The 18,645-nt window shown below is 61.1% G+C and carries 13 protein-coding genes; 5 read left to right on the top strand and 8 right to left on the bottom strand.

Annotated elements, in window-relative coordinates; genetic code table 11:
• The first annotated feature begins 24 nt into the window (after nucleotides 1–24).
• The 4 genes from TVD_RS15100 to TVD_RS05895 all read left to right on the top strand — a co-directional run bounded on the left by TVD_RS15100 (nucleotide 25) and on the right by TVD_RS05895 (nucleotide 4,697).
• Nucleotides 25–339 (top strand): nucleotidyltransferase family protein, encoded by a 315-nt coding sequence (locus TVD_RS15100; protein WP_420804900.1) that lies wholly within the window; start codon nucleotides 25–27, stop codon nucleotides 337–339.
• Between the two features lie 107 nt (nucleotides 340–446).
• On the top strand, nucleotides 447–1,994 hold the full coding sequence (locus TVD_RS05905) for a hypothetical protein (RefSeq protein ID WP_240472296.1): 1,548 nt from the start codon (nucleotides 447–449) through the stop codon (nucleotides 1,992–1,994).
• Nucleotides 1,995–1,999: 5 nt separating this feature from the next.
• Nucleotides 2,000–3,772, top strand: coding sequence for a hypothetical protein (locus TVD_RS05900; RefSeq protein WP_240472295.1), 1,773 nt, complete (start codon nucleotides 2,000–2,002; stop codon nucleotides 3,770–3,772).
• A 634-nt stretch (nucleotides 3,773–4,406) separates the two neighbouring features.
• On the top strand, nucleotides 4,407–4,697 hold the full coding sequence (locus tag TVD_RS05895) for a nucleotidyltransferase family protein (RefSeq protein WP_047251922.1): 291 nt from the start codon (nucleotides 4,407–4,409) through the stop codon (nucleotides 4,695–4,697).
• Between the two features lie 21 nt (nucleotides 4,698–4,718).
• On the opposite strand, the gene TVD_RS14885 is transcribed toward TVD_RS05895, so the two are convergent.
• The 6 genes from TVD_RS14885 to TVD_RS05865 form a co-directional block, all read right to left on the bottom strand.
• Nucleotides 4,719–7,880, bottom strand: coding sequence for a site-specific integrase (locus TVD_RS14885; protein WP_240472294.1), 3,162 nt, complete (start codon nucleotides 7,878–7,880; stop codon nucleotides 4,719–4,721).
• On the bottom strand, nucleotides 7,880–10,543 hold the full coding sequence (locus TVD_RS05885) for a hypothetical protein (RefSeq protein ID WP_047251920.1): 2,664 nt from the start codon (nucleotides 10,541–10,543) through the stop codon (nucleotides 7,880–7,882). Before TVD_RS05885 ends, TVD_RS14885 begins: the two co-directional genes overlap by 1 nt.
• 926 nt (nucleotides 10,544–11,469) lie before the next feature.
• Entirely contained in the window at nucleotides 11,470–12,807 is a 1,338-nt protein-coding gene (locus TVD_RS05880; protein ID WP_047251063.1) for an FAD-binding oxidoreductase, read from the bottom strand.
• Nucleotides 12,804–13,934: a cyclopropane fatty acyl phospholipid synthase gene (gene cfa, locus TVD_RS05875; protein ID WP_047251062.1), complete on the bottom strand. Its 1,131-nt coding sequence runs from the start codon at nucleotides 13,932–13,934 to the stop codon at nucleotides 12,804–12,806. Before cfa ends, TVD_RS05880 begins: the two co-directional genes overlap by 4 nt.
• Before the next feature lie 522 nt (nucleotides 13,935–14,456).
• Nucleotides 14,457–15,104: a DUF429 domain-containing protein gene (locus TVD_RS05870; RefSeq protein ID WP_205622096.1), complete on the bottom strand. Its 648-nt coding sequence runs from the start codon at nucleotides 15,102–15,104 to the stop codon at nucleotides 14,457–14,459.
• Nucleotides 15,105–15,128: 24 nt separating this feature from the next.
• Nucleotides 15,129–15,752, bottom strand: a complete 624-nt coding sequence (locus tag TVD_RS05865) for a class I SAM-dependent methyltransferase (RefSeq protein ID WP_047251061.1) — start codon at nucleotides 15,750–15,752, stop codon at nucleotides 15,129–15,131.
• A gap of 242 nt (nucleotides 15,753–15,994) precedes the next feature.
• Between TVD_RS05865 and TVD_RS05860 the strand changes: the two genes are divergently transcribed.
• Nucleotides 15,995–16,624, top strand: coding sequence for an SPOR domain-containing protein (locus tag TVD_RS05860; RefSeq protein WP_047251060.1), 630 nt, complete (start codon nucleotides 15,995–15,997; stop codon nucleotides 16,622–16,624).
• A gap of 82 nt (nucleotides 16,625–16,706) precedes the next feature.
• On the opposite strand, the gene TVD_RS05855 is transcribed toward TVD_RS05860, so the two are convergent.
• Together TVD_RS05855 and TVD_RS05850 are read right to left on the bottom strand one after the other, a co-directional pair.
• Nucleotides 16,707–17,252, bottom strand: a complete 546-nt coding sequence (locus TVD_RS05855) for a cyclin-dependent kinase inhibitor 3 family protein (protein ID WP_047251059.1) — start codon at nucleotides 17,250–17,252, stop codon at nucleotides 16,707–16,709.
• Nucleotides 17,253–17,286: 34 nt separating this feature from the next.
• A complete protein-coding gene (locus tag TVD_RS05850) occupies nucleotides 17,287–18,555 on the bottom strand; it encodes a phospholipase D-like domain-containing protein (protein ID WP_047251058.1) in 1,269 nt (422 codons plus the stop codon).
• Between the last annotated feature and the right edge of the window lie 90 nt (nucleotides 18,556–18,645).

The following is an 18,645-nucleotide window of genomic DNA, read 5'->3' as shown; positions in this document are numbered from 1 at the left end:
GGCGGCAACCCGCCATAACGGCAGATCATCGAACGACCCCATGCACCGAACGGTCGCGTTTTTGGCTCCGTCCACCGCGGAGAGGACACGCCAAGCAGCGATCTGGATCTACTCGTTGACCCTACTGAAGAGACGTCTCTGTATTGGAGGGTTCCACAATCCCCGGATGCGGCGCCGCGTCGCTGCCCGGGATCTGACGTTTTCAGCCGTTTCCAAACCGTCCGCCGAAACCGGGTAGAACCCGAGCGCTTGCCGGGCGTACTCGGGGCTATACCGCTTGCGCGTCGACATGAACACTCCTTCAGCCCAATATGGGCCTTCTCGCAAGTGTCCGCGTAACCGGGTTAGAACCCTGCGTAAGCTGTAACTATTGGAGGACAAGAACAATGGACGGGGTCTCAGCCAGAAAACTTGCCCGCGACAGAGGCATATCTCTAGAGCGTCTGATGGCCCAGCTCAAGGAAGCTGGTATTGCAGTGGGCAGCGAAGACGATCTGATCTCCGGCAACGACCAACTGAAGCTGCTCCGGCAACTGCGCTCCAGTGAAGACAAAGACCAACCGGGAAAAGAGGTAGCCCTGAGCGACATCGAGTCCGCTACCGATCTGCGCGAGTTGAATCAACTGCTCACGCAGGCCATGGCCGGGCGCAAGATTCAGACGTTGATCAAGGAAAGCAATCTCGACACGGTTGTCGAGAAGGTGATAGAGCTGAACCTCGAGTCAGATGATGAGTTGCTGGCGGCCGCAATTCTCGGGCGCCTAGCAGCGGTTGCCCGTGGCCGAGAGAAGGTGATCTTTGAGCGCGCGGACGAGATTTTCCTTGAAAAACCGGGGTCCATCGAGACCCTGGAAGACGGCGACGCCAAGTCGTATGCGGCAACTGTCATCAGTCACTGCAGCGCCCCATGGACAAGGGAATACTCCTACCGGGAAGCTCTGGCGATCGACTCGGCGGACAATGCCCGGCGCGAACTGCTTGCCGCAAATCTCGCACGCGAGCCATCGTTGGCCAACTGGCTAGCTGCGCTTTCTGAACATACTGGACGCTTGAAGGAAGTCAGCAAGATCGAGACGCGCCACCGCCGGGTAAGGCGTCTCGCCTCCGCCTTGGCGGACATCGTAGGCCAGTGGAGGGGTGACCTCGGGGATGATCCGGGGGGCAAGCTGTCCGGGCTTATGAAATCGGTGTACGCGCATGGGTTGGACGGCGCCGAATCCTCCGTTATCGCTGAAGGCATGGACTCGCTGCTTGTCGTCCTCCGGCGCTGCATCGAACTGCGCTTCTCTATGGCGTTGTACCCCGAACTCTACGCCATACTTGTGGATGGCAGGCGCACACTGGGTGCCGGTCTTTGGGGGCGCTATCTCGAACGGTCGGAAACCCTCGCAGAGGTTCGGAGTGCGCTGCTTGAGGCTTCCCTTGTGCTGGCCCGACAGGACAAATTCGACAACGACATGATGGCAGTGCTGCGTGCAGCCTTCAGTTCGCGCGCACAGATGACCAATGCCATCACGCGCCACTTCGCTGAGAGCAAGGATCTCGATCCGACGGTAGCGGAATGGTGGTGCAAAGGGGGCGGCGGTGACGGCGAGAAGGAGCAGAAAGCGCAGCGTATCCGCAATTCCGAAGACGAGAAGATCGGCGAGCTGCTGCTCAAGGTCGAAGAGAGCCAGGCGGTCATCGAAAAACTGCGCAGTGGGGTACTTCCAATTCTTCAACCCTTGAATCCGGTGCTCACCAAGACCGTCGCCCAAGCAGTGAGTGACTATCGGGAAATGGCACAGGTGATTCGCAGCCTGTCGCGCATGCGCCAACTCAAACCCGCCGGCTTAAGGAGCGAGCGAATGGAATACAACCGAAGATTGCACGATATGGAAGGGGGACACCGCTCCGGGGTCCGGCACGTTCACGTGGTACGCGACGGTGTCGAGAAGACCTTCGCGGGCAAGACCCGCATGCTGGTCAAGCCTACTGTAAAGCCTGAGGACTAACGAACATGGAAGTGACCGAAGCCAAAATCCTGCTGAAGAACCTGTTCGCACGCATGGAAGATGCCCAAGGAGGCGGCTACTCGCTAAAGGGCAAACTGACTGAAGACGAATACGAAGCGCTGCGGATAGCGGTAGGGGTTCTGGAGGCTGCCTCGACACATCCTCCTCAGGCGGCGCCAGCCCCGACCATCCCCTTATCCAAACCTCCAACGCCCCCACCCCTTCCTGGGCAAGAGCCGGAGCCAAACTCGACCCCTGAACCAACCCCGAATGATAAACCGACCCCGGCCGAGCCCAGCCTTACCCTCGATACAAGCGTCCTCGAATTAACTCCTGCGCCCGAAAACCTTCGCCTGTGTCTCGACTTCGGCACGGCCATGTCGAAAGCGACGCTCGTGCAGGATGGCAAATCCGACTACGACGACGAGATCATCACCGTTATTAATCTAGGTGAATTCGGTGACAATATCGAAGACTACAAGCTCCATTCCGCTGTCTATATCGACGATGATGGAAACCTCTGGTTTGGCGAGGAGGCCGAGGAATATTGCGGTCGTGACGCCCCTGACGGCTCACGCCAGTTAATGGATAACATCAAACACTGGCTCTCGCTGGGACAGGTCGACGCGAAGGTTGATGGCAAATTCAACCCGACCGATATATCGGTCACCTATGCAGATATCATCCTCGCTTATCTGACCTTCCTGACTTGGTCGGCCAACAAAGCATTGGAGAACTTGGAGCAGCCAACGGGCGGCTATCCACGTAACTTGAATCGCCGATTCGCCATGCCTTGCTTGTCAGGCGCCGATTTTAAGGAGGTCCAATACCGCTTACGCAAGTATCTGGGCGAAGCCCAGATACTTGCAGATACGTTTTTTGCGGATTTGCGCAAGGGACTTCCGCTTGCGCGTTTCGTCGAGGCAGTCAAGCTTCTCCGCGAGGGAGGCCCCCGAGAATACAAATTCGTTCGCGAGGGAATTACGGAGCCGTTGGGCGTCGCCGGAACGCTCCTGAACTACAAAAGCGAACACTCGCACGACATGGTGGTGATGGTCATCGATGTCGGCGCCGGGACCACGGATTTCAGCGTGTACCGGATGCATGTTGATCCGGAACGCGACATCAGCATAGCGGTTGAAGTTGCAGAAAGCACCGATGGCGTAACCGAAGCAGGTAATCATCTGGACCTGGCCTTGATGGGCCTGATACTGCAAGCCTGTGGTATTGACCCAGTGCAGGGTATTCCGGATCGCATTCAATGGTACCTGCAGAGGCATATCCGAGAGTTCAAGGAAGAACTTTTTGACCAAGGTTCGATTCTAGTATCGCTACCCGATGGAAACGAAGCCTCGATCAAACTCGGACAGTTTATGGAAACACCTGGCGTCCTCGACTTCAAAAACGCACTCGACAAAAAAATGGTCGGCATTCTCGAATCGATAAATAAGGACTGGATCGACCTGATCGGTTCCTCGCAGAAGATCCCCTATCTGACAGTCGCCCTGACGGGTGGTGGCGCATCACTGCCGATGGTCCGAGAACTGACGAATCGTGACATAACGGTTCGCGGGAAACAGATTCGCGTCGTACCCACGAAGAACTTCCCGACTTGGCTGGAGGAGACGCATAGCGAACTAGAATTGGATTATCCGCGTATTGCTGTTTCCCTCGGCGGCGCTCGTAAGAAGTTAATCAAGCAGGGTGGAACGGCAACCGCTACCGCCGGTGGTCTCACCGGTGCGCCGGTTTATGACGACCCTAAGTATCAATGGTAACCCGGCGCATTGAAGGAAGAATAAACGCTGGGACCAACACGACGCCAACTGAAGCATTTCGAGGCGATAGGATCCGGAGCGCGCACGGATCAAACTGGTCTTTAGGTTAAACAGCGCGGCTAAACGCTCCATTTGGCAATCGCTGAGTGGTCCACGCGAGGTATTGGTCCACGAAAACCAAGATCCCGATTAAACTACACTAGGTGGGAAGTGGCTGGACCTAAATCCAGAAGCCCTCGCCATCGTGCCGGCTGATCACCAGCATCATTCGTTCCTCCATGACCGTAACCGCTGGTATCGCTATCGGGCTGCGCACGCCACCTAGCGTAAGCGGGCTCCCACAGGGAACCTTTTATTGCGCGAGGAGCTGGGAAGACTAAATGACGGCCTTCGGCGGCGCCTTGGACTATCGGTCATGCCTCGTACTTCGAAACGGTGCGAGTGGATCCGCCCATCATATAATGCCGGCCCCCCCGGACCATCCCTGGCCCGGCCCTTAGCACGCCAACGTGGTAGCGTGAAGAATAGACTTAGCGAACCCCGGAGGCGACATCGACATGGCCCTAACCCCGCGCTGCGCTAGTTAGCCCTTGTGGAGTAAGGTTTGCTCATCGAGCAGCCGAGAAGCCGGCCCATGCAACCCTCGAAGGCCGTAGAGATACACCGGGATGCCATCAGGCGAGTGGTCGCACGTCACCGCGCCAAGAACGCACGTGTTTTTGGCTCAGTCCTGCGGGGACAGGACACCCCCAACAGCGATCTGGATCTCCTGATCGATCCGACGGACGAGACCTCCCTCTTCGATATCGGTGCAATTCGCATGGAGCTGCAAGAACTCCTCGGTGTCGAGGTCGACGTCGTCACCCCCGGCGCGCTTCCCGAAAAGTGGAGAGCCCAGGTGCTCGAGACAGCGCGAGCCGTATAAGCCAAAGGCCCGGACCACACGCTATGGCGTCAGCAGTGCCAGTTCTGGATGCTCGTCGTTCGCCTTCAGCATAACGAGTGACCAACAAACCCCGTACACCCAGCGGTGCCGGCCAGCCTCGCCACTTCGTCGGTGCCGGGCAATCACAACGCCTTTTCGTTTCTCGGGGAGATTCTCCGCGAACGGCTCGGGATTGGCGTCACCAGACTCGAGTGCGACCGGTGCGCGCTGCGCCCAGTATTGATACTGCCCCATCGGCGTTTCTCGGCCTCCACCCTTACCTGAGAAATGCATGTATTCGAAGGCATCATCGAGCTGGATCTCTCGGAGGAACCGCACCCAAAGATCCAGCGCGGGCAAGGTCGCCAGGACAACGTCGAGCGGACCACTCGCCAGCTTCCCTGACAGAAAGATCCGAAGCAGCCGGGCGCGTTCTTCTTTGCCCCAGGCGCCTTTCACACCCAGGAGTAACTGGACCGCTTCCTTCGATAAACCCAGCCCCTGCTGAGTCCTGGGTGGAGCAATGATCCGTTCATGGCGCCCCGTGCGTGGTCTGCGAAAGTGCTCCGGAACGTCCGATATCCAGGCCCTCAACACATCGAGAGTGGGCCCTTGCCAAGGTCCCACGAAATGAACGACTTTTGAATCGTCCTGCGAAGCGCGATTCAGGTGGTCAGTCAAGGACAGGAGTGCTGCATGAGGATCACGCGGCGGGAGTAGCTGCTTGGGCTTTCCTGCATCCATGTCCGCGGGGACAGGGCTGCCGAGATGACGGTCCAGCATCCTTTCAAGCAGAAGTACCGGGTTCCCCGTTTGGAAGGTTCGCTTGCTTCGTTGAACATGCTTGAGAGACACACCCAGTATTCGAGCCACATCATGGAATTCGAGCGAGGGAAGCGCTCCCCGCACGGCTTGCCCCCAAACAAGATCCGTCAGATGAATGTAGTGATTCATCGTGATCTCGGTCGTCAGATGCCCCATCAAGGCACTGATCAGCCGCAGGCTGCGACGCTGAACCGGGGAGTCGCCAAGGAGGGTTGTTCGTAACGTCGCGACGCCTTCAAAACCGATCAGGGGATCAAGCCGTTCGACCACCAGCGCATCATCGCGGTGCTCGTGCCGCCACAACGCGAGCAGGAGCTGATTGGCGAACGAGTGCCGCAGGTGGTGATAACGCAACCCCCCATCTCCCGTCACCCGTATTAAGGCATCGGTAACTCGTTCGAGGTCCCGATCGAAGCGCCGCAGATTGTCGTTTTCCGCTCCCTTTTTTCGGGGACGGTCGAACAGCGGCGCCGTCGCAGGATCGCCACCTTCCGCGAGCATCGTTTTTCGACGCTCAGCCCACCACTTCTGCAGTCGATTCAGGTATCGCGCAGGCAGGAGCACGCCCAGTGGGACGACTCGGTGCGCGCTTGAGCTTTTGAGCCCCCGATTTCGGTTCGGTCGCACGACGCAGTCCCAGGCGGGTTCGCCATCAAGATCACCGATGAGCAGCCCAATCGCCTCAGAGCGCCGCAGGCCCGCGAAATACCCGAGACACGCGATCAAAACGAGGCTCTCCCGCAGCTCAGGATCCTCGGCGTATCGATAGTCCAACCAGCGTACCGCCCATTCAAACGCTCGCGGTTCGATGAAATTCGCATCGACAGCGTGGGGCTGGCGCCCGCGCACCGTGAAGAGACCCGCCGACGCAATGTCTGGTGCCCCGTGCGCGTTCCGCAGGAAATCATGAAAGCTCGCCAGAGCTGCGGCTAACCGCTTGCGCTTTGACAAGGTATCGACTGTTTCAAGGACTGCGGTGTAGACCTCCACGAAGTCGTCCACGCATTCGAACGTGGCCGGATCCTCGTTGCCGAGAAAGCCGGCGAGAGGGACGGCCAACGCATTGAAGCGATCGTAGGCCGTCTTGGGTTTCATGGGTCGGGCACCGGCACGACTCGAAAACAGCCAACGCTGGGCCCACTCTCCCATCCTCACGACACTCGGTGGTACCGAGTCAGGCCCAGAGCCCTCACCATTCGCTTGGCGTTCAAGCCAGGCCGCCACACGTTTCGGGTCCGCCGCCGATCCCCCACGGATTGCGCTTCCCAATTCGCGAATCCAGGGGCCCGCGGGCGGGGCAATTTGCCTGCCCTGGCTGTCAGAATCTTCACCAGCAGCCGGCTGTCCTACTGGCACTACGCCTTCAGAGTCAGCAGTGACGAGTCCTTCGCCCGAAGGCACCTGACCAGGCGGGAACTCTATTCGCTGAATTACTTCCGGCGACAACGATACGGAGTTATAAAAGCCCGTGGCGTACCCCATCAGGTGCGGCGAGACGTACAAGGCCAGGCGGGTTTCGACGAAGTCGCGCAATTCCGTCCAGTTGTCCGGAATCCGCAGGCTGGGGTCCAAACGCCGCAAGTAGGAACCAATCACGCGACTGAGAAACGCCGGGCTCCGCCCCTTACCAGGAGGCATCTCCGGCCAACCAACGTCTCTCCAGTGCATCACCACCGAACGCGTGATCGGATCCAGGTAATGCCGACGAATCACCGGTCGTTGGTTGTCGGGCAATGACCGCTCGACATCCAGCCAACGCAAGTGAGCCGGTGCATGTTTGAGCGAATCCGGCACCGCGGCAAGCCATGCTGGCTGAACCAGCCCACCGAACAAGAGGAACGAACCGAGAATCTGCCCCCAAGCCAGGCGCCCATCATCGAGGCCTCCTACATCGGCACCCACCCCCTCCACGAAACGCGCACACAACGGTTCGTACTGGACCATGCGCTCGAAGCTGTCAGGGCGAAACACCGGTCTTCCGGGCGGTGGGAGCGGAGCTGGAATGTCATACAGCGGGATTTTCCACACACACAATCGATTGCCGGCATCGAGCACTTCGGCGACCCGCCAGCGCGCGCGGAAAGAGGACCCCCGCGGGGCCGCTCGACGGACCGTGTCCATCAGGGCCACAAACTGTTCACGGGACCAGACCGACCTGGGAATCCGGTCTCGCCTAAGGACCTCCGGGTGATGCTTTTCGATGGCCGAAATGACTCTGCCAAGCGCCGAACCGGTATCCCGCGAAAGATCGTCGCGAGCGCACCAGAGATGATCCCTCTGGGCTAGCAGGTCTTCCATCGGCTCCACAAGATGACGCCAGAGCGAACAGACCTGCCGGGTTTCCGGTGCGTCAGACATCAGATCCGGACAACCTCGAATTTCAGGTGGTCCAGCATCCGATCCAGAATCGGTTCAACTTCATTCCGTAACCGCACCGGATCCATTGCCGAGTAGGCGGTCCAGGGCTCCTCGCCGTAATGCCAATGCCCCATCATCGTGTTGATGACCGTCGAGGGCACATCCAACTCCGTCAGATAGGTCCGATGAAAATGGCGTGCCTGGTTCTCAATAGGCCACGAATCCTTGCTCACTTGCTCGCACTGCTGTTGCAGGCTTTTCCCGGTCAACTCCACCGGACGCCACTCGTCCGCCGCCCCTTTTTCCCAAAAAAAGACCGACTTTCTGAGGTCCAGCGGGAAGCCCTCGGCCCCATACCGGCTCCGATCCCGGCTTTTGCTCGCCTTGATTTGAAGCACCGTTGGCATGTCCAACGAACCCGAAAGAAAGCTCCGTTGCAGCCAGGCGAGATAGATCTGCACCTGGTCGTACACCCGTTGCGGCAGCAGCGCGAGACGAGCGTGCAAACCGTCACCACGGTCCTTCTCTTGCAGGCATAGCGTCCGGGTCGGCCCATGGATCGCGGTGAGGTCTGGAATGGGGGTACGGATGGCGCGGGCCCCCGTTACGAGAACCAACGCCAATGCCGTGTAAAGGGCGAGCCGGTTATGGAACGTATACGCAGATCCAACGTGCGCGGCGGCGATCGAGTCGCGGACTTGCTGCAGAACATTGCTCATCGGCGTAATGCTTGGCGTCCGATCATCCCCAACCCAGCTTTTCTTTTTAGGGTCAATCGTTGCCTTTGTATCTGAATCCGCCGGGCATCGAGCCAGAACAGCGTCATTCCGTTGATCGACTGTTGGAAGTGCGATAGCGGCACCCAGATCATCCAGGACCTCTTGAAACCTCTGCGCGAGCTTCTCACGGTTAACGGCGGTGTAGAACTGGTGCGTAGCCGCGAGCGGATCTCTCTGGCCGAACAGCATTGAAGGCCCGATATGTTCACCTTCTTCGAGACCTCTGAACCAAGCCGGCAATACGGCCGCCATCCCGTCAAACGTTTGGTGCCGCTCCGACACGCCCATCCGGCCGAGTAAAGGCCGAACATGGCGGCCCCATACGCCTTCGTAAGTAGCCAGTTGATGAATGGCGAACGGCTTCCCGCCAATACTACCCGTCTTCCATCGAAGAACGCCCCAAGCATCCGGAATCACGACCTTTTTCGTGCTCGGCACCCACTCAGTCGCTGCCAGCCCCCGAAACCGACCACGCTCCGGACCCTCGTAGCTACGTACCCATACCCCAGAGGCTATGTCGATATTGAGGTTCGGCGGATGCTCATCTTCATCCGCGACCTTGACGATTCGAGCATTCCTGACAGTGTGTGCGAGCGTACCCGTGACCAGACACGCCGCGGCGAACTCCACCGCCCGACAAATCTCTTCGCCTTCAGACGCGGAGACAGCGCCGGGCAGTTCGCTGGAACGCGCCATCCTGTAAACGTCGTTCAGACCCGTAACGAGGCGCTTGATCTCAAGTAGCCTGGGCCGCGATCGCGCAATCCGGAGTCGCTGATTTTGGACCGCGATATGTCGTCCCCTGTGGGCAGCCTTCGCGAAGACTGTCGAAAGGTGCGGCAACGAGCCGAGATCCGATATGCCGGGATCAAAACCCAAGACATCCTCAATCGCAATCGCCGCGCCTTCTGGATCGCCGAACTCGGCAGGATCGATGGCCGCATCCAGCAGCTCATTGCGAGCTTCGGTCCCCGGAACGTAGAACCCCAGCTCGGTACCTGATTCTTTCCACAGTTGCACATCCTCTAGGCGCTTGAGGATGGACCAATACATGGCGTGGTGTGGGTACAGAAACTGGGCTGGCAGCCGGCCATTCTCAGTCCGTTTCCCACGCCTTTTCGGATCGCCGTCAGAAGCGTCGTCCGCAAATCCGTAGGCAATCGAAAGCAGGTTCCCGAACGCTTTGAGGTCCGAAGGCAATGATCGGTACGGTCCTTTGCCTTTGGCCTTGGCTTCACCGTTCTGCACCTTCTCCTCATACCAATCGGGAGAGGTTCGTTTGCCTTCGTGGATTACGGCTTTGGCTAAGGCGCGGGGTTCATGACAAACACCCTCAAGCCGCGTAAGCAGCCACTCCGTATGCCAATCATGGAGGTTCCGTATCAGCCGACCTGCGGCACGTCGCGGATTCCGAAGATCCTCCGTCTCCCTCCAATTCCTTTCGGCCAAGACTGATGCGACAAGGAGCTGAGCCTGCAGCCACGCATACGCCTCGGCTAGCTTGGAACTGGGATCCGGAGCCCAGAACTGAAACCACATCGCAGCCCAAACGCCATGCTCCGTGTACACGCCCTGCACGGCTGGGCGTATTCGATCGCCTTCCCGACTCCCGTAGAAATGTACCTTGTACTTGTCAACAAGACGTTGGTCCGACTTGAGCCCGTCCACTTCTCGAGCCCATCGGACAATCAGCTTCGTTCTGTGCCCGAAACCCTCCTCTAACAAAGACAGCTTCGGCTCGAGATTCACCAGGTTTTCAGCTACAAGCAACAGCCCTTCGAGCGTTTTGGGTAGCTGCAAATCGCTTTTGAAAGTGTCCTGAATCCGACATAGATCGGGTCCCAACCGTTGGGAGATCGCCTCAACGACCCGCTCATTAGCCACTTTCACTGGCCCGTTTTCTTGCCACTCGCTGCACCGTCTGCCTGCTTACCCCCAAGAAATCCGCGATCCCCTCCCGTGTGGGATCAACCCATATGAAACGCAGCCATTTCTCGTTCTGATCTGCAGCCTTTAGGTACCGGGAAATCGTCTCTTCGTCCGTTGGTGAGCCCAAGAGCGGACACACCAATTCGTCGAGCACCGCGACCATCTCGGAGTTCTGGAAGGAGGCCGATACGACCCACGTAAGACGGCCTGGATTGTCGGCCAATGCGCGGATAATTCGGTAGGTTCGGTGGCCCCCACAAAGGCTCATATCTGTCTGGTCAACAACTATCGGATGGAGTAACTCGAGCGTCGAAAGGTGTGGCGAAAGCTTCTGGATCGCGACCCTGATGGCTGCTTCTGGGAGTCGTGCTTGAGGGCTATTCGGTGGAACAACGATGCTGTCGAAGGGCACCTGTTTCCATTCAGGCTTGCGTCTCTGTGGCATGGGCTAGTCTGTGCTGAGTGGTGTTCACTCTAGAGTGCCACAATGGCACAGACTCGGGATCTTTTCTTGAGACACAATTAGAGACGTTTTGAGCCCAACAGGGGATCTGGGATGACTTCAGATGCCTCGTAAGGCCTTGAATATGGGAATTTCGAGGGAGGGCCTGAGGACGCGGACTACTATGTCAAGGTAGTGCTCAACCAGCTGAGCTACGCGCCTGTCGTCTTCGAGCCGCGTATTCTACCGACTCCCCGCCCCCTGTCAAAGCATCCGTTAACGCATTTTGCGTGCCGCGTTAACGGGGTCGGCCCACGGCATCCTGAACGCGCAACGCTGCATTGACCGTCGAGCGCGCTCTTGCCGGTCGCCGCGGTTTTCCGGCGCGCGGCCCTCCAGGGTGTGGACGAGCGGTTCCGGCCTCGAGACCCAACCGGCCTCAGCCCCGTTGCACCGCCTTTTCATAGAGTCCAGGAAAGCGTCCTTCGGGATCGCATTCGCGCTTGAGGGCCTCGTAGGCCGGGCGGTCGTAGTTCTGCCAGAAGGTGGCTTCGTCGTAGGTGCTGCGCGAGTACAGGCTTTTCTTGCCGCCGTGTTTCGCGACCAGTGCCTCGACCCGAGCGTTGTAATAACCGTCGGGCTCGCTGGAGCGGACCATGTCCCAGAAGCCGAAGTTGATGTACGCGGTATCGGTACGCAGCTGGAACAACGAGAACCCGGCCTCGGGCACGACAAACGGGCAGATCCACACCGGACGGATACCGATTTCGGCCTCGAAATCGGCCAGAAACGCCGCGGCGCTGGCGATCGGGATGTCGACGTCCTGGATCACCGACTCGCTGCGCGGGCGAACCGCATGGAGCAGGCTCAGCGGCCAGCGGCGGCTGGCGCGCATGATCTTCTGGTAGGTCACGCTCGACAGGCGCTTGCGCCCGAGAAGGAGCCGCACCGGCTTGAGGTGGGCGCCGACATTCCTGCTGCACCAGAACCAGTCGGTGTCCCAGCGCCAGAGGTAGTCGTGGATGCTCAGATAATCCTCGCGCCGCTCGCGCAGGCTCTCCCAGTACTGGCGCATCCAGGTGTAGTCGCTGGCCTCGGTGCCCGCCGGCAGCGATTCCACGCAATGCGCGCGGGTCAGCACGTAATCGCCGGGTGCGAAGTACACGCCATCGAGAAAAGCGCAGGTCGGGTGCGCGCATTCCTCGTCGATCGCGGCGAACAGTTCCTCGGGGTCGCGGAAACGAGTGTGCTCGAGCCGGACATAGGGCTGCACCGGAATCAGCCGCAGCCGGACCCGGGTAGCGTAACCGAGGCTGCCGTAGGAGTTCGGAAAGCCGTAGAACAGTTCCGGGCGCTGCTCGCGCGAGCAGGTCAACACGCGACCGTCGGCGACCATGACGTCGAGCTCGTCCACCATGTCGTGCACCAGGCCGTAGCGGAACGCGCCCGACTCGATGCCGATCCCGGTGGTCGCGCCGCCGACGGTAATGCTCTTGAGCTCGGGCACGATGGCCGGTGCCAGGCCGTACGGCAGGGTTGCGTCGACCAGGTCGGCATAGGTTGTCATGCCCTCGACCTCGGCAATGCAGGCCTCGGCGTCGATCTCGATCACGTGGTTGAGCGAAGCCACGTCGATCTCCGTCCGGCGGGCCTCCTCGCGCGGCCTGAACAGGTTGCTGGTGGACTTTCTCAGGCGCACCGGTCCGTCCGACCCGGCCAGCGCCGCGGCCATCGCCTCCACACGATTGCGGTGGGCGGCCCAGGCGGCGCTGCTCATCGGACCGGCTCGTAACGCGGCAGATCCCCGTGGCTGAGCACGAGCTGCCAGAGATTCAGCTGGCGCGCCCGGAAGGCGCCGGCACAGCTCAACAGGTAATAGCGCCACATCCGGTAGAAGCGCTCGTCCAGGCCTTCGCGTTGTTTCAGCTCCGGCCAGGCGGCAACGAAATTGTCGTCCCAGGCCATCAGGGTGCGGTCATAGTCCGGGCCGAAGTTGTGCCAGTCCTCGAGCACGAACAGCCCCTCCTTGGCCCGAGTGAGCTGCGCCTCGGATGGGATCACGCCACCGGGGAAGATGTATTTGGCGATCCAGCGGTCGGTGCTGCTACGGCTGACGTTGCCCCCGATGGTGTGCAGCAGCATCAGGCCACCGGACTTCAGGCGGGAACTCGCGAGTTCGAAGAAGGCGCGAAAGTTCGTCGGGCCGACGTGCTCCATCAGGCCGATGCTCACGACACGATCGTATTCTCGGGATTCGTTGGCCGCCTCGCGGTAGTCCTGCTGCCGAACGTCGACCGGGAGGCCCTCGCAGAGCCCTCTCGCGTACTCCACCTGCTGGCTGCTGATGTTGTAGCTGTCCACCTCGCAGCCGTGCTCGGCGGCCAGAAACCGGGCCAGCTCGCCGAACCCGCCGCCCAGTTCGAGCACGCGCATGCCCGGCTCCAGGTGCAGCTTGCGCGCGATCAGGTCCAGCTTCGCGCGCTGGGCTTCGTCCAGGGTCGCGTCAGCCCCGTCGGGGCCGTAATAGGCGCAGGTGTACTGCATGGTCGGCCCAAGCATGGCTTCGTAGAGCCGGTTCGAGAGGTCGTAGTGCTGCTCCGCGACCCGCCGCGAGCGCCGGCGACTCTGCTCATTAGCGAGCCAGCTCAGCAGCACCCGGCCGAGCACCGCCGGGCTGCGCACCTCGCGGTCCAAACGTGCCCGAAGCAACCGGAAGAACAGCGCGTCGAGCCGCTCGGTGTCCCACCAGCTTTCCATATAGGCCTCGCCGGCGCCGAGCGACCCCTCGGCCAGAATCCGCCGATACAGCCGCTCGTCGTGGACCTGGACATCCCAGGGACGCTCGCCCCCGATCTCGACGTCAGCGCTACGCAACAGCTGCGTGACTTGTTGTCTTGCTGACATGTTCGTGCTCCTTGCAGAAATCGGATAGCCGGCTTGCGGCACCGGCCTGAGCGCAGGGCCTGCCACTCGAGAAGCGCAAGACCATGGCCCCATGCAAAACCCAGGCTACTGTGGATAGCACATCACTGCGAGGGTTTGTCCATGCCACGTGCCCTTCGCCACTGCAACGACACTATCATTCAGGATTCCAGTCAGTGCATTCGGGGACGCTCTGTCGACGACCGGCCGGATGACACGAACAACGTTTTCTGCTCGGCCACTCTGTCGGTACGCACAATCTCCAAACCGAGAGATCCATTCATTTGATCAAGTGGTGCAGATACGGTTTCGGCACCAAGCCACGAACGGCGTTCATCCGATGGGTGTTATCGCTATCCAGAGGGCGGGCCGAAGTCTTCTGAGCGACGGGATTGGCCTGCGTAACCGCGTCGATTTCCCGGATCCAAAACCAACCGCTGCCTCGATATGGTGATGGTCAAAACTTCGCCCGCTCCCGGGACATTTCCAGAGGACACGGTCCGCTCAGCAGGCAAAGTCAAAAGGATGCAATGGCGGCTGCGCCGGATAGCTCCACGCGGCCTTGCCCTGGCTCCACTGCCAGGCGGCCAGGGCCGCGGCACAGGCTGCCACCGAGTGGTCACTGGCGTCCCCAAGGTCCTGCGCACCAGCCAGTCCCTTCGCTTCAAGCCAGGCGAGCAGTAGTTGCCGCGCCGCCGGATCCTTCTTCATGGCCCGCAAGGCGGCGACAGGGGCCGCTCGCAGGGCCATGGCCACAGTTGGATGCACCTCCACCACTCGCGCATCCGGGCGTTCCATACAGAGCATTCGGCTGACGGCCACACCGCGCAGCGTCAGATAGGCCATACGTGGCGCCGATGGAGCCATTACGGTCCCTGCCGGGAGGTTCAGCCCCACAGCCAGACGGCGCAAGGCCTGATCCGACTCGCGGCTGCCGCCGGTGGCGGAATACGACAGTGGTGCGTCCAGCCCCACAATCGCGCCGGCCGGCACCTGGTCCAGAATGGCCTGGTCGTTCGCTCCCGCAAGCAGCTCCGTCAGTTGGAGTCCCCCGCCCTGTTCGCGGAAGACCGCAACGGACGTGTACTGCGCGCTCCCCGGCCCGGAAAGGTCGACACCGACGATCCATTCGCTCAAGTCCTGCCTCCCCATGAGTGCGCGCACGATGGATGGCGGCTATGGCGTGTTCACGTCGGCAACCGAGGGGCGTGCAACGGCGATGCAGGAGACCCGGCCGCCGTGCCGGGAAAGCACCGTGAACTCTTCCAGTTCGAGCCCCGCGGAACGGATGTGCGCACGGAAATCCGCCTCGTAGGTCACCCGACCAAAGTCGATGGTCGTGACGCGCCTGAGCATTGGCTTGAGCCGTTCCTGCCAGCGCGCCCGGCGTTGCTGAATGGTCTGGGTGAAGTAGATCCGTCCGCCCGGCTTGAGCAGGCCACAGCAATGGGTAAGTGCGTGTTCCGGCTCGGGCAGAAGCATGAAGCTGGCGGAGAAATACACCGCCTCGTACGGCCCGCCCTGGTGATCGTAGACAGACTCCTGCCGCAGTTCCACCCGGTCTTCCACCCCGGAGCCAGGCAGTCTGCGCCGGGCATGCGCGATGTAGTCCGCGTCAATATCGATCCCGACCACGTGTAGCCGCTTGTCACGAATGGCGTCGGCATTGGCCAGAAGGGCACCGGCCGTCCCGACACCGACATCCAGCACCACCGCGTCCTTGACCAGGCGCTGAAAGACCTCGGCATACCAGGGCGTGGTGAGCTTGAGAACAAAGCGATCATAAAGGGCGCTGCGCATCACTTCCCCTTGAGTTGGACCGTGGCCGAAGAGTCAGGCGAGACGTGGATGCCCCCGGCGTAGGTACGAAAAACCGGCGCGCGGGCGCAAACCGAATCGCCATGCCAACCGCCACCTAAAACTGGCATCTTGTTTGCATATCCCTCCATCAGAGGGGATGCAGCGCCATTTTTCCGTCATGCACAGAAGGAATCGCCCCTCGAGGATGTAACGGCAAACACCCTGCCAAGGAGGGTCGCAAGATGATCAATCTGTTCCTAACCCGACGCCAACTGTTTCTCTTGGTGGTGGGCACCCCGCTGGCCACCATCCTGCTTTTCGTTCTGGGCGTCTATTCAGGCGCCGCGATCGGCGCCCCGGGGCCCGTCGCCGCCGAACCGGACGAATCGGCTAACCAACACACCAACCCGCCTCTGGAAACCGAACATCTCTCTCCTTCGATCCTGGGCACGGCGGCGCCCTTGTCCATCCAGGACAGCGAGACCGTTGCGGAACCCGCGCCCCGCCCCTTCTCGCGCGCTCGCCACTCGGTCCGAATTGAAAGGGAAACCCGGGAGACACCCCCGGAAGCGACCCTCGCAACCAAGGACGCCCCGGCGGAGGACAACCCCGCGCAGCACCACTTGTACTCTATCCAGGCTGGCGTATTCGCGGAACTGGCGAACGCCCGGAAACTTGATCAGACACTGAAGGCCCAGGGCCTTTCCAGCCGTCTGGAAGTGGTCGACGGCCCGGAAGGTTCTTCCGAGCGCTACCGGGTTCGCATCGGGCTATTCACCACCCGTACCGCCGCGCTGGCCACCCTCGAGGCACACGATCGGGACGCACTCCCAGGAGCCTTCATCGTGGCGCGGCCGCTGAACCGTTCCTGACCCGCCCCACAGAACAGACCTGCAGACAACGCATCCGGCGGGACGGTGCGGCCCCGACACCGCGCTTCGATCACGAAGGGCTTCAGGCCGTGCGCGGCAGGCGACGCAGGTAACGCTCCTGGTCGGGGCTCTCGATCGCGCCGGGACGCGCCGCACGAACCTCCCGGATGGCATCGTCTGGCGAGTATCCGCGTTCGATGAGGGTCAGGGCGGCAATGGTGCCCGCACGGCCCTGACCACCCCCGCAGTGGAACACCACGCGCTCGCCGGCCCGCAACCGCTGGTGGACCTGCGGCCCGACATCCTGCCAGCCCTCTTCCCAGGGCCGATCGGGGGCGGCCATGTCGCCGATCGGAAGATGCAGCCAGCGCACCCCCGCCGCCTGAACGCTCTTCCCGAGATCCGGGACACCCAGATCAGTTAGCTCGGACCCCTGATTCAGGGTCACGAGTACGCTCGCACTCCAGCCCCACAGCGCCGCCAGATCCGCCTCCACGTCCTGCGCCGCGCAACTCGTTCCATCCGGCCGCTTGCCGGGGCAACGAGTCATGCCAATCGCCCCGCCCTCGGGCAGATGAATGACCCCGATGTCGAGCGAAGGGGTCTGGCCGGCCTTGGGGGATGTCATGGCGTGCTCCTGCCGTGGGGGTCGAAATGGCGCATCAAAGATAGGGACCAATCAGGTGCGTAATCCACCCCGCCAGGCGGCGCCGCAGCGGCCGGTTCTCCCAGTCCTCGATGGTCAGGCGCTCGGCATCGGCCTTGTCCACCTCGATCAGTTCGCGGATCTCGCGGGCGAAGCCTTCGTCCCAGATGTTCAGGTTGGCCTCGTCGTTCAGCCGAAACGACCGGTTGTGCAGATTCGCGGAGCCGATACTGGCCCAGCGGTCGTCGATCGCCATCAGCTTGGAGTGGTACATGCGCGGATGATACTCGTACAGTTCCACCCCGGATTCGAGCATCGGCCGCCAGCGATTAACCGATGCATGACGGAAGAAACCGAAGTTCATGCTGTCGCCCGGGACCAGTACGCGAATACGGACGCCCCGGTCGGCCGCCTCCTCCAGCACCTCCAGGAACCGCGGATCGGGATAGAAATAGGCCGTGCCGATCGTGATGTGCTCTTCCGCCGCGGCAATGGCATGCAGAAACATCAGGCGTACCCGGTGACGCCCCTCGCGCGGGGCACTGTTAACCATCTGGGCGTCGCGATCCCCCATGTCGGACAGCTCGGGGAAATACGCCTCGCCGGTGGGCATCCGCCCCGTGGCGTCCAGCCAGGTCTCCAGGAACACCGCCTGCAGATTGCCGACCACCGGGCCCTGGATGCGGAAGTGATTGTCGCGATAGCCATCGCGGTCGTCACCGTCAACCCAGGGATCGGCCACATTGGCTCCCCCGATGAAGCCGGTATGACCGTCCACCACCAATAGCTTGCGGTGCGTGCGGTGATTGAAGCGCGACAACTGGTACCAGGACGGCTCGCGCCAGCGCACCAGCTCCACCCCGGCCTCTTCCATGCGCTCGAACATCTCCGGGTCAGCATCGCGCGAACCAAGGAAATCCAGCATGGCATGCACCCGAACTCCGCGTTCCGCCGCACGCGCCAGGACCTCGGAGAAGATCGCCGCCTGCTCGCCCCAGTACTCGTACACCTCGAAGGTGACCGAATGCTCGGCGTTTTCGATCGCCTCGATCTTGGCCGCGTAGATGGCCTCGCCGTCCTGTAACAGGTCTATGCGGTTGCCGCTCACGATCGGCTGCTGCAGGAGCAGGCCCATGTCCCGCCGGAACTGCTCCGACGAAGTCCCGTACTCCAGCGCCAGCGGCTCTTTCAGCCGGTCGGGTTTCGGCAACGCATTGAACAGCACCACATTCCCCAGCGCAAAGATCAGGGCAATCAGCACCACCGGAAGCAGGACGTAGCGCATGGGGTCTCCAGGCACGCAGCGAATACATGAGGATTTTCGCTCAGTGTACACAGCCGATTACAACAAACTGGGGAGCGGTTCGTCAGAGGC

Source organism: Thioalkalivibrio versutus (assembly GCF_001020955.1).
Classification (GTDB): domain Bacteria; phylum Pseudomonadota; class Gammaproteobacteria; order Ectothiorhodospirales; family Ectothiorhodospiraceae; genus Thioalkalivibrio; species Thioalkalivibrio versutus.
The sequence above is the reverse complement of the archived record's forward strand: the minus strand, read 5'-3'. Positions and strand labels throughout refer to the sequence as shown.